The sequence below is a fragment of the Pseudomonas sp. LBUM1644 genome, assembly GCF_059716195.1.
The window spans coordinates 2279515-2293668 of record NZ_CP166812.1; the positions used below are offsets into that span (position 1 = coordinate 2279515).

The 14154-nt window shown below is 60.1% G+C and carries 14 protein-coding genes; 9 read left to right on the top strand and 5 right to left on the bottom strand.

From position 1 onward, the window contains the following. Positions 1-243 precede the first annotated feature (243 nt). From ACA052_RS10310 to ACA052_RS10320, 3 genes are all read left to right on the top strand, one after another. Positions 244-507: a DUF2790 domain-containing protein gene (locus tag ACA052_RS10310; protein ID WP_497649561.1), complete on the top strand. Its 264-nt coding sequence runs from the start codon at positions 244-246 to the stop codon at positions 505-507. Positions 508-555: 48 nt separating this feature from the next. Then, positions 556-768 (top strand): hypothetical protein, encoded by a 213-nt coding sequence (locus tag ACA052_RS10315; RefSeq protein ID WP_497649562.1) that lies wholly within the window; start codon positions 556-558, stop codon positions 766-768. 171 nt (positions 769-939) lie between these two features. Continuing rightward, complete coding sequence (locus ACA052_RS10320; RefSeq protein WP_497649563.1) at positions 940-2166, top strand: cytochrome c biogenesis protein DipZ; 1227 nt, start codon at positions 940-942, stop codon at positions 2164-2166. Positions 2167-2353: 187 nt separating this feature from the next. Here the strand turns inward: ACA052_RS10320 and ACA052_RS10325 are convergent, their stop codons facing one another. Further along, positions 2354-3325 (bottom strand): AraC family transcriptional regulator, encoded by a 972-nt coding sequence (locus ACA052_RS10325; protein ID WP_497649564.1) that lies wholly within the window; start codon positions 3323-3325, stop codon positions 2354-2356. A 183-nt stretch (positions 3326-3508) separates the two neighbouring features. Here ACA052_RS10325 and ACA052_RS10330 point away from each other — a divergent pair, with 183 nt between their 5' ends. Both ACA052_RS10330 and ACA052_RS10335 read left to right on the top strand, forming a co-directional pair. Continuing rightward, a complete protein-coding gene (locus ACA052_RS10330) occupies positions 3509-3778 on the top strand; it encodes a DUF4242 domain-containing protein (protein WP_497649565.1) in 270 nt (89 codons plus the stop codon). 41 nt (positions 3779-3819) lie between these two features. Then, a complete protein-coding gene (locus ACA052_RS10335) occupies positions 3820-4632 on the top strand; it encodes a class I SAM-dependent methyltransferase (RefSeq protein ID WP_497649566.1) in 813 nt (270 codons plus the stop codon). Positions 4633-5197: 565 nt separating this feature from the next. On the opposite strand, the gene ACA052_RS10340 is transcribed toward ACA052_RS10335, so the two are convergent. Next, positions 5198-5584: a DUF488 domain-containing protein gene (locus tag ACA052_RS10340; protein ID WP_497649567.1), complete on the bottom strand. Its 387-nt coding sequence runs from the start codon at positions 5582-5584 to the stop codon at positions 5198-5200. A 6-nt stretch (positions 5585-5590) separates the two neighbouring features. Beyond that, positions 5591-6313, bottom strand: a complete 723-nt coding sequence (pcsA, locus tag ACA052_RS10345; protein WP_497649568.1) for a phosphatidylcholine synthase — start codon at positions 6311-6313, stop codon at positions 5591-5593. Positions 6314-6589: 276 nt separating this feature from the next. Here pcsA and ACA052_RS10350 point away from each other — a divergent pair, with 276 nt between their 5' ends. Beyond that, positions 6590-7315: a tellurite resistance TerB family protein gene (locus ACA052_RS10350; protein WP_497649569.1), complete on the top strand. Its 726-nt coding sequence runs from the start codon at positions 6590-6592 to the stop codon at positions 7313-7315. A 334-nt stretch (positions 7316-7649) separates the two neighbouring features. On the opposite strand, the gene ACA052_RS10355 is transcribed toward ACA052_RS10350, so the two are convergent. Further along, positions 7650-8093, bottom strand: a complete 444-nt coding sequence (locus tag ACA052_RS10355) for a cupin domain-containing protein (RefSeq protein ID WP_497649570.1) — start codon at positions 8091-8093, stop codon at positions 7650-7652. A 193-nt stretch (positions 8094-8286) separates the two neighbouring features. Here ACA052_RS10355 and ACA052_RS10360 point away from each other — a divergent pair, with 193 nt between their 5' ends. Genes ACA052_RS10360 through ligD form a run of 3 tightly spaced genes read left to right on the top strand, consistent with a single transcriptional unit; the run spans position 8287 to position 13224 of the window. Further along, positions 8287-9672 (top strand): iron-containing redox enzyme family protein, encoded by a 1386-nt coding sequence (locus ACA052_RS10360; RefSeq protein ID WP_497649571.1) that lies wholly within the window; start codon positions 8287-8289, stop codon positions 9670-9672. Between the two features lie 10 nt (positions 9673-9682). Next, positions 9683-10675: a methyltransferase gene (locus tag ACA052_RS10365; RefSeq protein WP_497649572.1), complete on the top strand. Its 993-nt coding sequence runs from the start codon at positions 9683-9685 to the stop codon at positions 10673-10675. Further along, entirely contained in the window at positions 10672-13224 is a 2553-nt protein-coding gene (gene ligD / locus ACA052_RS10370; protein WP_497649573.1) for a DNA ligase D, read from the top strand. Before ACA052_RS10365 ends, ligD begins: the two co-directional genes overlap by 4 nt. A 193-nt stretch (positions 13225-13417) precedes the next feature. Here ligD and ACA052_RS10375 read toward each other — a convergent pair whose 3' ends face one another. Continuing rightward, entirely contained in the window at positions 13418-14107 is a 690-nt protein-coding gene (locus tag ACA052_RS10375) for a DUF3313 domain-containing protein (protein ID WP_497649574.1), read from the bottom strand. Positions 14108-14154: the final 47 nt, after the last annotated feature.

Consider the following 14154-nt stretch of genomic DNA (forward strand, 5'->3'; position numbering starts at 1 on the left):
TAGCGCTTTGTATTGCAGTGTATCTGGTGTGTCGACGGATACACGGGAACGCAAAAACGCTGATCTCCAGGGGTTTTGTATCGCTGTGTATCGGGGGCCTACTTTGATACTTACCGATTTACACGCGGCTGTTTTCGACACAGACGAGATACCTCGCGGGCTTCTAATAGGTTCCATCGAGGCAAACCCAACCGCCTCGGCTCAATTGAACGACCTACCCATTGAAGCCTTGAGGAAATCGCCATGAACACGAAAGCCATCTACGCCGCTTGCCTGTTTGCCGCACTGAATATCTGCACCTTGTCGGCCCGGGCCGAAGCCGACGTCAGCGCTAAAACCTACACCTACGGCACGCAACTGGACATCAAGAAAGTCCTGTCGCTCAAGCAAGACGCTACGCCTTCCTGCGGGATTGTGAATGCCCAGTTGACCTACCTGGACTCCCACGACAAGACCCAGGTCCTGGACTACCGCAAATTTGCTGACGGCTGCAACGAAGACAACTGAGGTTTGCGTCTACCGATTGCCCATCCCCTTTGAATCAGGAAGACCATCATGAACAACGTGACCCGCTATCTGACCGCCGCAGCCTTCGCCGTTGCCGGCGCCGCCGCCCATGCCAACGCCGCCGTTGAACACAGCAGTTGTGGCAGCGCCACCTGTTTTCAACTGACGCCCGTGGCCGAGAAGGGTGGCAACGCCTTACTGGTCGAGAACGGCAGCAGCCGCACACCGCAGGGCCAGCAACTGGAAAACCAGACGGCCTGAAAACCGACAGCGTTTTTATAAACACCCCAGTTCCAATGTGGGAGCGGGCTTGCTCGCGAAAGCGGTCTGGCAGATACATTCATGTTGAATGTGCCGCCTTCTTCGCGAGCAAGCCCGCTCCCACACTGGAACTGTGGTGAACCGCCCCGCTCATATTTACAAGGTGATCCCATGTTTCTCATCGCTTTTCTGGGCGGCATTTTGACCGTCCTCAGCCCCTGCATCCTCCCGGTCGTGCCGTTCCTGTTCGCCGGCGTTGACCGCACACGGTCCTCGATCCTGCTCACGCTTGGCGGCATGGTCCTGACCTTCGCCCTGATCTCCAGCCTGGCCGTGGTCAGCAGCGAATGGGTGGTACAAGCCAACAACACCGGTCGCCACGTGGCCCTGATCGTGATGGCGCTGTTCGCGCTGTCGCTGATCTCCGCGCGGATCGGCGGTTGGCTGGCCCGTCCGTTCGTACTGCTGGGCAACCGCCTTGACCCCGACGCCCGCAAAATGTCCGGCCCGCTGGGCTCGCTCATGATCGGTGTCGCGACGGGTCTGCTGTGGGCGCCGTGCGCCGGGCCGATCCTCGGCGTGATCCTTACCGGGGCCATGCTGCAAGGCGCCAATGCCCAGACCAGCCTGTTGCTGGTGGCGTACGGCCTGGGTAGCGCGTTGTCCCTTGGCACCCTGATCTTCGCCGGTCGCGGCCTGGTCAATCGCTTGAAAGCGTCGATCCCGATCACCGGCTGGTTGCGTCGGGGTGCCGGGTTTGCGGTGCTGGCCGCTGCGGTGGTGATTTCCACCGGCGCCGACAAAACACTGCTGGCCGGCACGTCGTCCGAAGCGGTGAGCAGCGTTGAGAAAGGCGTGCTGGAAACCGTACCGAAAGTCGTCGATTACCTGATTAGCAAGGTCAACGCCGACAGCTCGATGGACAACGCCCAAGGCGCCATGCCATCACTGTCCGGAGCGGTCGAATGGCTCAACTCGCCAGCCCTGACCAACGACGCCCTCAAAGGCAAAGTGGTGCTGGTGGACTTCTGGACCTTCGACTGTATCAACTGCCAGCACACCTTGCCGTACGTGAAGGACTGGGCGAAGAAATACGAGAAGGATGGCCTGGTGGTGATCGGCGTACACACCCCTGAATACGGTTTCGAACGCATCATCGACAACGTCAAGGATCAGGTGAAAAAGCTCGGCATCACCTACCCGGTGGCAATCGACAACAACTACGCGATCTGGCGCAACTTCGACAATCAGTACTGGCCCGCTCACTACCTGATCGACGCCAAGGGCCAGGTGCGTTACACCCACTTCGGCGAAGGCAGCTACGAGACGCAGGAGAAAGTGATTCAGCAGTTGCTGGAAGAGGCCAAGGCCGACGCCAAAGCCCCCGCAGCCGCATAACCCCAAAGATCAATGGCTCACAGGCTCAGCGCCGTGGGCCATTGTTTTTTCCTGACTTGACCCCCCAGCAGCATCCCCACCCACCCGATGTAGCCGCTGTCGAGCCTGCGAGGCTGCGTTCGGCTCGGGCCGCGATCGGACGCAGCCTCGCAGGCTCGACAGCGGCTACATCGGGTGGGTGTTGTGTTCACACTTGAGGTCGAGACGTGTCCTGACTGCGCCGCCATGCCGCTGGCGGTGCGCCGAATTCGCGCCGAAAGGCCCGGCTGAAAGCGGTATCGGTCTGGTAGCCCACTTCCTCGGCAATGCGCATCAATGAGCTGTTACTGCTGCGTAACAGGTTCGCCGCCAGCAACATCCGCCATTGCGTCAGGTACTGCATCGGCGAAATCCCCACCAGCTGTTGAAAGCGTTCCGCCAACACCGATCTTGAGGTGCCAGCGGTCCGCGCCAGTTCCTCCAGTGTCCAGGCATGACAGGGTGTTTTGTGCAAGGCGTTGAGCGCGGCACCGACAATCCGGTCGCCCACGCCCGCCAGCCAACCGGTTCGACCTTCGCCCTGTTCATGCATGTACAGGCGCAGGACCTCGATGAACAGCACCTCGGCCAGTTTGGCCAATACGCCTTCGCCACCCGGTCTTGGGGATCGGGCCTCGGCCAGCGCGTAACGAACCGAAGATTCCAGCCAGATGCCGGCATTCGAGCCGCGCACATTGACCCGCACAACGGCCGGCAACCCCGTCAGGAACATGCCCGCCAACCGCGTATCGCACGCCAGATAGCCGCACACCAACCGCGTGACCGCGCCGCCACCGCCATAGCTCAACTGCCGGGGCCGACGTGCCAGCACCACGTCCAGCCGCGCACCCGTAGCGGGTTTCAGCCCAGGCTCAGAGCCCATGCGGTGGGCGTCTCCCTGGGGAAACACCACCACATCGCCGGCGGTCAAGAGGAGGGGAGGCTCATCGCCCAACTCGACATAACACTCGCCTTCGGTGATCAAGTGGAAAATCACCACGCGTTCGGCACCGGGCTCCAGGTGGGGCGCCGCGGCGTCGGCGCTGGGCGACTGGTAGCACCAGGGCGCGGTGAACCTGGCGTTGATGAAAATCGCACCGACCAGGCGAACGACGCGAAGGGTTTGGGACAGGGCGTCCATGGTGACTTCCCATTGTTTGCGGGGCGACTGTTGATTGTGAGCCTGTCGCCGCACAACGTGAAATCTCCGGACGATCGGACAACCTTGCCCGACGATCGGGCAGGACGCCAACGGCTCCCGGCGCGATAGTTGGCCCACAGGGTCACCAGACCCTGTCATCAATAACAAGAATGAGAGGTTGCCATGCCGAAGTTCGTCATAGAACGTGAGATTCCGGGTGCTGGAACACTGTCAGAAAGGGATTTGAAAGCGGCTTCGCAAAAGTCCTGCAAGGCGTTGCGCGATTTGCCGGAGGTGCAGTGGCAGCAGAGTTATGTCACCGGTGACAAGCTCTACTGCGTGTACATCGCACCGAGTGAAGAGTCGATCAAGGAGCACGCAAGGATCAGCGGTTTCCCGGCCAATCGCATTTCCGAGGTCACGGCCGTCATCGATCCCACCACGGCAGAATAATAAGCCGAGGCTGTGTTCCAACCCGCAACGGAGCGGTATCCATGAGTACAACCATTGATCTTGCTGCCTTGAAAAACCGTCAGATGGCCGCTTGGGCCAGCGGCGACTACGCCGTGATCGGCACCACTTTGCAGATCGTCGGCGAACAGCTCGCCGAAGCCTGCGACCTGTTGTGCGATGAACGCGTGCTCGATGTCGCCGCCGGTAACGGCAATGCGACACTCGCCGCCGCGCGCCGTGGCTGTCACGTGACTTCCACCGACTATGTAGCCGCGTTGCTGGAGCGTGGCGAGGACCGAGCCAGGGCCGAACGCCTGGAAGTGACTTTTCAGGTGGCCGACGCTGAGGCGCTGCCCTTTAAGGACGCCAGCTTCGATGCCGTGCTGTCGACCTTCGGTGTGATGTTTGCAGCGGACCAGCCCAAGGCCGCTTCGGAACTGGCGCGAGTCTGTCGCCCTGGAGGCCGGATCGGCCTGGCCAACTGGACGCCCGAAGGCTTCGTCGGTCAGATGTTCAAGACCCTCGGTCGTCATTTGCCATCGCCACCGGGGGCTCAACCGCCTTCGAATTGGGGCAACGAAGCCTGGTTGCATACACACTTCGACGAGCGCGATTTTTTGCTCCAGGTGACGCGCCGGACCTTTAACTTCCGATATCGCTCGGCGGCGCATTTCGTTGACGTGTTCCGCAGTTGGTACGGGCCGATGCACAAAGCGTTCGCGGCGCTGCCTACCGAGGACGCCAAGGGGCTGGAGGATGATTTGACCGAGCTGATTAACCGCACGAACCGGGCGGGTGACAGGTCGCTGGTGGTGCCGAGTGAGTATCTTGAGGTGGTGATTACTCGGCGTTGATGGCTGTTTGGGATGGGGGGGGCATATCCGTTGCTGCGGTGACGGCCGCTAATGGTTTCGCTCTTACAGCGAGTCACTTGGAAAAACGGAACGCCGCCCGGCCCTAAGTAACCAAGGGCTCTTGCCCCTGGCGTACGGCCCTTCGCTGAGGCTCAGGGTTCCCTCGCTCCGGTCCTGCTCCGTGGGCCCGCCGCGATCGGCCATCCATGGCCGTGCGCGGCTAACCCGGCATCCATGCCGGGTTGCCCACTGCGCAGAACCTGCGCTCGGCCTGCCGATGGGGCAAGAAGAGCAAAAGCAAAAGCAAAAGCAAAAGCAAAAGCGAGGCAGCCTACCGGCCGGCCTGACCCTCAAGTGCGCTCGCGGCGCACACGCCCTGCAAAAATCCAACTGTAGGAGCGAGCTTGCTCGCGATGGTCGTTAACGATAATTCGTGTTTACTGGCTAAACGCGGTGTCTTTGAGTCCATCGCGAGCAAGCTCGCTCCTACAGAAAAACAAAGCGGCTTGGCGATCCGGACCCCCGCCTCCCCCCGTGATCGCCCGCTAAGCTTCCACAGCGACATTCATACAACCTTGGCCCCACGCGCCGTAAGCAGCTCACGCAATACGGAACGATGACAGTGCGCCTCATCCGCGCAATAACACCCAACCGCCAACGAAGTCTGATGAGACAGCGCCGCCAATAAATCCAGCAAGTGGCTGGCGGCCGGCTGGTTCATCTCAACCTTGAATTTGCGCCTGAAAGCCTCCCAGGCCTTGTCATCGTTGGCAGCCTTGGCCTCTGCAACCAACTCCGCACTCGGCGACAGCAACGGCTGCCACACATCATAAAAATCCCGACGGGCGAATTCGGCCTTCGGTACGCCGCGAGGTGGGCGGCGCACCGTGCCTATCCGCAAGCCTTCACCAGGTGCTCGCGGTGAGCCAAGCCGCACGATATGAACAGGCATTTCGGTTCACTTATGCCGCGATTCGTCGAACCACTCCAGCGCCGTGCGCCAGATGCAAATTCCCAGGAAATAAGCCGACATCAGCAACCAAAGCCCCATCACCAGCGGGTTGATCACCGGGTGGTTGATCACCAGCGACAAACTGCACAGCAGCCAGATAGCCGTCACCGCAATGTTGATCGGCATGAAGCGGCGCACGCGAAACGGGTGCAGAAATTTCATCCGGGTTACGGTCAGCAGCGCCAGGCCGATGATCGTGAGCAAGGTGATCCACGGCGACGGGGCGATGATGTACAGGCATAGCGCTACCACGTTCCACGCGGCGGGGAAGCCCTGGAAGTAGTTGTCCTTGCTTTTCATGTTGACGTTGCAGAAGCAAAACAACGACGAGACCAGAATCAGCGAGATGCTCAGCAACAGCGTGTAGTCAGGCAGCGGAACGTAGCGATAGATGAACAGCGCCGGAATAAACACATACGTCAGGTAATCGATCACCAGATCGAGGATCGAACCGTCGAAACTCGGCAGCACCGACTGCACGTTGACCTTGCGCGCCAGCGCGCCGTCCAGCCCGTCGACGATCAAGGCAACGCCCAGCCACAGCAGGCAACTGGTCGGTTGGTTTTCCAGCAGGGCGAGGGTCGCGAGGAAGGCGGTGACCACGCCGGTGGCGGTGAAACCATGGGCGCCCCATGCTTTGAGCCTGGCGATGTGTAAGGTGGATATCACGGGGGCGTTCTCCAAAAAGTGAAGCAAGCCAGTCATCACCCTCATGATCGAGGGCGGCGGCAAACCGGTTGGGGTTGCAGGTATCGACCGAAAATCCGGGAATAAGGTTCACCGTCTGTAAATCTTAGCTGGGCCGCGAAAAAATACAGCGGATTTATCCAGTGCAATAACGACCGAGGGTTCAAGGCTTTCACGCCAGCCAAACGGTGGTGGCGCATTTGCCTGTGGGGACTATTGTTGCCTGACTGTATAACTTCCACCGATGAGGACATCGTCATGAACACCAGCGATTTGCTCGAACAATTACTGCGGTCCGGACAGGGCTCGATGTCGCAACAGGGCGGCAGTGGCGCGTCCGGTCAGGGTGGGCTCGGCGACCTGGGCGGATTGCTCGGTGGTTTGCTGGGCGGGGGCGGCGGCTCCAGTGCGAGCGGCGGTGGGCTGGGTGGTTTGCTCGGTGGATTGCTGGGCGGCGGCTCGGCCATGGGCGGCTCGACCCAGACCCGGTCCGGTGGCGGCACCCATTATGCGGCGCTGGCCTCGTTGGGGATGATGGCCTTTCAGGCCTATCAAGCCTGGCAACGTAGCCAGGCGGCTGCCCCGCAGCAGGCACCGCGCACCGCCGACCTGTTGTCCGGCCCGGAAATTGAAGACCACAGCCATGCGGTCCTGCGCGCATTAATAGCAGCAGCCAAGGCTGATGGCCGGATCGATGACGCGGAAAAACAGATGATCAGCACTGAACTCGGCCGCCACACCGATGACCCGGAACTGCAGCAGTGGCTGGATGACGAAGTGGCCCGGCCGCTGGATGCAGCCGATGTGGCGCGGTCGGCGACGGACCCGGCCATCGCCGCGGAAATGTACCTGGCCAGTGTGATGCTAATGGACGATCAACAGGACGCCGAGCGCAACTATCTGGATGAGCTGGCGGCGGCGCTGAAAATTGATCCGCAGCTGCAGGTGCATCTGGAGCAGCAGGCCAAGGCGGGCGCTGTTTGATCTTGTAGGAGCTGCCGAAGGCTGCGATTTTTTGATCTTGTAGGAGCTGCCGAAGGCTGCGATCTTTTGATCTTGTAGGAGCTGCCGAAGGCTGCGATCTTTTGATCTTGTAGGAGCTACCGAAGGCTGCGATCTTTTGATCTTGTAGGAGCTGCCGAAGGCTGCGATCTTTTGATCTTGTAGGAGCTGCCGAAGGCTGCGATCTTTTGATCTTGTAGGAGCTGCCGAAGGCTGCGATCTTTTGATCTTGTAGGAGCTGCCGAAGGCTGCGATCTTTTGATCTTCAGCAGTATCAAAGCCCAAAAGATCAAAAGATCGCAGCCTTCGGCAGCTCCTACAGGGGTTTGGGTATCAGGAAGATGACGCCGTGGTCTTCGGCTATTTGAAGGATCCGTGGCAAATCCTCCGGCACCTTGAGCTGATGCACGGCCGCAAAGAACTGGCCACCCCGCGGATCAGACACCACGCCAATCATCTTCGCCGTCGCGCTGATGTTCTTGTAGGCATGAATCGACCCACCGGGGATATGCACATAACCCCCGCTGGACACCCTGGTCGATTGGCCTTCCACGGTGACTTCGACTTGCCCGTCAATCACGTAAAACGCTTCGTCCCACGGGTGAAAGTGCGGTGGCGGTCCGCCCCCTTGCACGCCCTGCTGGATATGCATTTCGAAGGGTTTGCTCAAATCCCCGCCCGCAAGAATCGTAATGGCTTCGCCAACGACATTGACCGGCGCAGGTGTTTGTCCGGATTCGATGACATGAACCGTGCGCATGTTTGCTCTCCCGAAGATGAGTCCGCAAGGGTTGAGTATATTCGCTCGAACGCACGCCAGTACCGCGCCACAGGCCCGTCTGTCAGGGCAATTTCAACCTCGATTGAATTTTTCCGCGGCGAAATCGATCTGCTGTTTTAGAGACGTGTTGATTCAGCGTCCTGCCACTGGCCTCAGACCGAGAGATGCGCCCATGACTGCCCTGACACGATTCCAATCCCGGCCTGCCTGCGAGCAGGCAATACCGACGGCCGGCAGCCTGAAACAGCGTTATGAACAGTTGCTGCTCAGCGACGATGCCGAGCAACGGCGCGTACTGGGCCGAAGCTTTCTCCAAACGCAGCTTGAACACGCGGCGGACCTGCCACAGGGAATGCCCCAGGACCTGTCGGCCCTGGAAAGCTTTGTCGAGCAACGCAGCGTCGACGTGGCCCGCCAATATGCCGACTATCTGCAAGCGCGCAAGAAAGGCGCACCACGACAGTTCTTCAGCAACAAGGCGCACGCGCTATTTTTCCTGCAAGCGGTCGGCCCGACCAAAAAAGTCGACGGCGCGTGGCTGTATGGCTTGTTGCAGCACTGGCACGACCCGCGTTTCGACGGTCTGATTTGCACCTATCTGGAAGAATTAGGCAGTGGCAACCCGGCGCAGAATCACGTAGCGATCTACAGCAGACTCCTCGCTGAACATGGCTTGCAAGACACCGGCGTGATCGACGACGGGCACTACCTGCAAGGCGCCATCCAACTGGCGCTGGGCGAGTGCAGTGATGAGTTTTTGCCGGAGGTGATCGGCTACAACCTCGGCTACGAACTGCTGCCCCTGCATTTGCTGATCAGTGCCTATGAACTCAGTGAACTGGGGATTGATCCGTATTACTTCACGCTCCACGTGACCATCGACAATGCCAGCACCGGTCATGCGCAAAAGGCCGTGCAGTCGGTGTTGCAGTTGTTGCCGATAGAAGCCGATCGCGAAGATTTCGTGCGGCGGATCACCCTGGGTTATCGGCTGAATGATCTGGGGCAGGGCAGCCGTGCCATCATCGAATCGTTCGACCTCTACGCCGAAGTGTTGAGCATGCTCGAGCGCAAACGCCCGTTCGGCCAGCACATGCATTCCGACTATTGCCGATTTGAAGGCAAGACCGTCAATCAATGGCTGTCATCGCCGGAACAGTTGCCGGACTTTCTCGCCGCCCTGGAAAACAAAGGCTGGATCAAACGGCATCAAGATCCGCAGGACAGCCGTTTCTGGCAGTTGATCGAAGGCAATGGCGCGGCCATGTTCGGGGTGTTCAGCGCCTATGAAAAACAGCTGCTGCATGACTGGATCGCCGGTGACTGGAAGCCCGAACGTGCGGCGCCCATGTTTCGCCGTGGCCCCAGCGGCGCGGTTGAAGCCGAGCTGCCCGCCAACGACCCGGACATCCAGAGCCTGCAAGCCGCGCTGCAAGGGCTCGCCGCTCACGAGCAGATGCCGGTGTTGATCCCATGGCTGTCAGCCCGGCGACATGCGCATCCTGCCGGCTTGATGGCCACGCGCAGGTTCATCGAACTCAAATCCAGCCTTCGATAGGGAGCTCGGTATGCATCAGGAAGAACAGCTGGCGGCTGACGATTTGGCGTTGCTACAGTTGGGGCGGCGCTTGCAGGCTGACGGCTATCGCTTTATCACGCCGACCCCCTTGACCCATCAGCGGGTCAATGACCGCGCTGCAACGCAACCTGCCGCGACCCTGCGCGACGTTTACGGTTGGTCCCGGGCCTTCGGTCCCGGTCTGTTGTCGGCGGATGAGCAGCGCCAGTTACAGCAGGCGGGCGTGCTCGAAGAACACCAGGGCCGGCTGAAAAGTCGCGTGCGCTGGTCAAGCCTTGATGATCTGTTGTTCGTGCACTCGGGATTCCCCACCGACGCGGCCGACTCGGTGTTCTTCGGCCCCGACACCTACCGATTTGCCCAGTTGATTCACAGCCATCTTCAACAAAGCTTCGCGCCGATCATGCGCGCCGTGGACATCGGCTGTGGTGCCGGCGTCGGGGCGATTGTGATCGCCCGCGCACGCCGCGAAGCCGAAGTGCACGCCGTCGACATCAACCCGGCGGCATTGCGCCTGACCGCGGTCAATGCCGCGCTCGCCGAAGTGGCCAACGTCAGCATTGAAGCCAGCGATGTGCTGCAGGATGTCGACGGCAGCTTTGACCTGATCGTCGCCAACCCACCGTACATGGCTGACCCGGCCGAACGTGCCTATCGTCACGGCGGCGGCGCATTTGGCGCTCAGTTATCGTTGCGCATTGTCGAGCAGTCGCTCAATCGACTGACACCTGGCGGCTCGTTGGTGTTGTACACCGGCGTGGCGATGGTGGAGGGACGCGACCCGTTTCTCGCGGCGCTGACGCCGTACCTGGATTCGACGCGGTTCGGCTGGACCTATCGCGAACTCGATCCCGACGTATTCGGCGAAGAGCTGTTGACCCCCGGTTATCAGCGGGTGGAAAGGATCGCGGTGGTTGCGCTGATCGTCACGCGCATGGGCCTCGGCCTCGGGGGAAGCGTTGAGTTGGCAGGTGCGCGATGAACAAGAATCTGGATGATTACAACCGCATGCGCGACTTCTCGGCGACGTCTGAACCGGCCGCCAAGCGTGCGGGCAAAAAGATCGCGAAAGACCACGCCTTGCAGTTCTGCATCCAGAAGCATGACGCCTCGCGCCTGCACTATGACTTTCGCCTGGAGCTGGATGGCGCGCTGAAAAGCTGGGCGGTGCCCAAAGGCCCATCGCTGGACCCCAAGGTCAAGCGCCTGGCGGTGCATGTGGAAGATCATCCGATTGATTACGCGACATTCGAGGGCAGCATTCCCGAAGGGCATTACGGCGCGGGCGACGTGATTGTCTGGGACCGGGGCGTGTGGATTCCGCAGGAAGATCCGGCAAAGGCCTACGCCAAGGGCAAGCTCAAGTTCGAGCTGCAGGGCGAGAAACTCGGCGGTCTGTGGAACCTGGTGCGTACACACATGCCGGGCAAGCAGGAACAATGGTTTTTGATCAAGCATCAGGACAGTGCGGCCAAACCCGAGAGCGATTACGACGTGGTCGCTGCCGAACCGGATAGCGTGCTCAGTGACCGCACCATCGTCTCCAAAAAAACCAAAGCAGCGGCCAAACCCAAACCGGTCAAGAAGCCTGCGCGCAAGGTCGCCCCCAAGACCCAATCAGCGCAACTCACCGGCGCGCACAAAGCCAAGCTGCCGGAGCTGATCAAACCGGAACTGGCCACCCTCGTGGAAAAAGCCCCGGACGGCCAGTGGAGCTATGAAATCAAGTTCGACGGTTACCGGATCATGGCGCGCATTGATCACGACAAGGTAACGCTCTTCACCCGCAACGGCCATGACTGGACTCACAAGCTGCCGGCGCAAGCCGAGGCCTTGGCCGCGCTGTCGCTGGAGTCCGCCTGGCTCGACGGGGAAATGGTGGTTGCCAACGAGCAGGGCGTTCCGGATTTCCAGGCACTGCAAAATGCGTTCGACTCGGGTCGCAGCGGCAACATCCTTTACTACCTGTTCGACATGCCTTACCTCAATGGCGTGGACTTGCGTGAGGTGCCGGTCGAGGAGCGGCGAGTGGCACTGTCGACGATGCTCAACGCCAACAAGGATCCCTTGTTGCGCTTCTCCGATTCGTTTGGCGAAGCGCCGGAAGCGCTGCTCAACAGCGCCTGCCAAATGCAAATGGAAGGCTTGATCGGTAAACGCCTGGGCTCACCCTATGTGTCGCGACGCAGCAGCGACTGGATCAAGCTCAAGTGCAAGCATCGCCAGGAATTCGTCGTGGTCGGCTACACCGACCCCAAGGGCTCGCGCAATGCCTTCGGCGCCTTGCTGCTGGGGCTGCACGATCGCGACAGCGGTGAATTGCGCTACTCGGGCAAGGTCGGCACCGGCTTCAATGAAACGACTCTGAAAAATATCTACGAACAGCTCAAGCCCTTGAAGGCGAAAAAGCCGGCCGTGGTCAACCCACCGACCGGTTTCGACGCCAAGGGTGTGCACTGGCTAAAACCCGTGCTGTTGGCGGAAATCGCCTTCGCCGAAATGACCAAGGACGGGTCCGTGCGCCATGCCGTGTTCCATGGCCTGCGCGACGACAAACCCGCCCAGGACATCACCGAGGAGCGTCCGACCGTGGTGAAACCGAAAGAAAAAAGCCCTGAAAAATCCGCCCCCTCGCAGATCGGTCTGGACCAGGGAAAAGTGCGCATCACGCACCCGGACCGGGTGATCGATGCCAGCAGCGGCACCACCAAAGTGCAGCTTGCGGAGTATTACGCCAGCGTTGCCGAGTGGATTCTGCCGGAACTGAAAGACCGCCCGGTGGCGCTGGTGCGTGCGCCGGACGGAATCGCAGGAGAGCTGTTTTTCCAAAAGAACGCCGAGCGCCTGGCCATTCCGGGAATCACCACGCTGGACAAGGACGTCACCGGCCAGCCAGTGATGATCATCAACAATGCCGAAGCGTTGATCGGCGCGGTGCAGATGAGCACGGTGGAGTTGCACACCTGGAACGCCACTTCGGACAAACTCGACAAGCCTGACCGCTTTGTCCTCGACCTCGACCCGGACCCGGCGCTGCCTTGGAAAAGCATGGTCGAGGCGACGCAGCTGACACTCTCGGTGCTCGATGAATTGGGGCTCAAGGCGTTCCTCAAAACCAGTGGCGGCAAAGGCATTCACTTGGTGGTGCCGCTGACGCGCAAACTCGGCTGGGATGAGGTGAAAGACTTCAGCCACGCCATTGTCAGTCACATGGCCAAGCTGCTGCCGGAACGGTTTTCCGCCGTGTCGGGACCCAAGAACCGGGTGGGGAGGATCTTCATCGATTACCTGCGCAACGGTCTAGGCGCGACGACTATCTGCGCCTACGCCGTGCGCACTCGCGAGGGGTTGCCGGTGTCGGTGCCGATCTTCCGTGAAGAGGTTGCGGAGCTGAAGGGCGGTAATCAGTGGAACGTGCACACCGTGCATGAACGCCTGGCCGAAGTCGGTGACGCACCGTGGGCAGACCTGAAGGAAACCCGGCAGACGATCACCGCCGACATGCGTCGGCGGGTCGGTATGAAGAAATAGCCGTCCAACTTCACGCGGTCCTGTAGGAGCTGCCGCAGGCTGCGATCTTTTGATCCTTAGCAATGCAAAGGACGCCGAAGATCAAAAGATCGCAGCCTGCGGCAGCTCCTACAGATCGCATAACGGCTTAGTGGACCTGTTGAGAAAACAGAACAGCCCAGCCTTACAGACTGGGCTGTTTTTCAAGCAAAAATCAGTACGCGGGTGCCTTGCTGATAAACGCCTGGAAGTCGGTGCCCAGTTTATCGATGGCCGCTTTGAAATCCTGGGCGGTGATTTTCTGGCTTTCATTGGAAAGCTGGGTGCCGAACACCTTGCGCACCACTTTGGCCACCGTTTGATTGGTTTTCGCGTCGATGAACTCGGCTTCGATGAACAGGTTAGTGTCCTGATCCCGGTGTCCGCTGGCGGCCTGTGCAGCCCCGACCACCGCCGCGACCGGCACCACTTCATACCACTTCATGCCTTCGTTGGAGGCACTCACACCGGTGATGGCGGCGCGCATGACCAAGGTTTTTGAACCCGCAGGGGCCGCGTTTGTGTTCGTCACCACCCGGTATTTCTGACCCAGTGTATTTTTGGCTTTGCTGGTCATGTAGTTCTGGATGTCATTCAGCGTCTGCTGGTTAACCCGCTCGTTCGGCTTGGGCGCGGGGTAGAGTTCCAGCTTGTTGAACGCCACGGTGTCGTACGCATTCGGGTTCCACGACGGGCTCACCCAGCGCATGGCTGTCCCGCCGCTGGGTGTAGTGACTTCTTGCAGGTTGTCGTAGTTGGACAGGTAGCCGGAGTACTGCTCTTTATCAATCACTTTCGAGGTGCAACCGCCTAGCAGCAGGCTGGCCATTGCAGCGCCGATGAACAGGTTTCGGGACAGGTTCATAGTGGTGTGTGCTCCATGGATAAAGTCGTTTTTTTTCGTTAGCTGGA

What these genes read in the sequence shown, in the direction of transcription:
- ACA052_RS10310 (WP_497649561.1), top strand. Translation starts at nt 244, where the DNA reads ATGAACACGAAAGCCATCTACGCCGCTTGCCTGTTTGCCGCACTGAAT.
- ACA052_RS10315 (WP_497649562.1), top strand. Translation starts at nt 556, where the DNA reads ATGAACAACGTGACCCGCTATCTGACCGCCGCAGCCTTCGCCGTTGCC.
- ACA052_RS10320 (WP_497649563.1), top strand. Translation starts at nt 940, where the DNA reads ATGTTTCTCATCGCTTTTCTGGGCGGCATTTTGACCGTCCTCAGCCCC.
- ACA052_RS10325 (WP_497649564.1), bottom strand. Translation starts at nt 3,325, where the DNA reads ATGGACGCCCTGTCCCAAACCCTTCGCGTCGTTCGCCTGGTCGGTGCG.
- ACA052_RS10330 (WP_497649565.1), top strand. Translation starts at nt 3,509, where the DNA reads ATGCCGAAGTTCGTCATAGAACGTGAGATTCCGGGTGCTGGAACACTG.
- ACA052_RS10335 (WP_497649566.1), top strand. Translation starts at nt 3,820, where the DNA reads ATGAGTACAACCATTGATCTTGCTGCCTTGAAAAACCGTCAGATGGCC.
- ACA052_RS10340 (WP_497649567.1), bottom strand. Translation starts at nt 5,584, where the DNA reads ATGCCTGTTCATATCGTGCGGCTTGGCTCACCGCGAGCACCTGGTGAA.
- ACA052_RS10350 (WP_497649569.1), top strand. Translation starts at nt 6,590, where the DNA reads ATGAACACCAGCGATTTGCTCGAACAATTACTGCGGTCCGGACAGGGC.
- ACA052_RS10355 (WP_497649570.1), bottom strand. Translation starts at nt 8,093, where the DNA reads ATGCGCACGGTTCATGTCATCGAATCCGGACAAACACCTGCGCCGGTC.
- ACA052_RS10360 (WP_497649571.1), top strand. Translation starts at nt 8,287, where the DNA reads ATGACTGCCCTGACACGATTCCAATCCCGGCCTGCCTGCGAGCAGGCA.
- ACA052_RS10365 (WP_497649572.1), top strand. Translation starts at nt 9,683, where the DNA reads ATGCATCAGGAAGAACAGCTGGCGGCTGACGATTTGGCGTTGCTACAG.
- ligD (WP_497649573.1), top strand. Translation starts at nt 10,672, where the DNA reads ATGAACAAGAATCTGGATGATTACAACCGCATGCGCGACTTCTCGGCG.
- ACA052_RS10375 (WP_497649574.1), bottom strand. Translation starts at nt 14,107, where the DNA reads ATGAACCTGTCCCGAAACCTGTTCATCGGCGCTGCAATGGCCAGCCTG.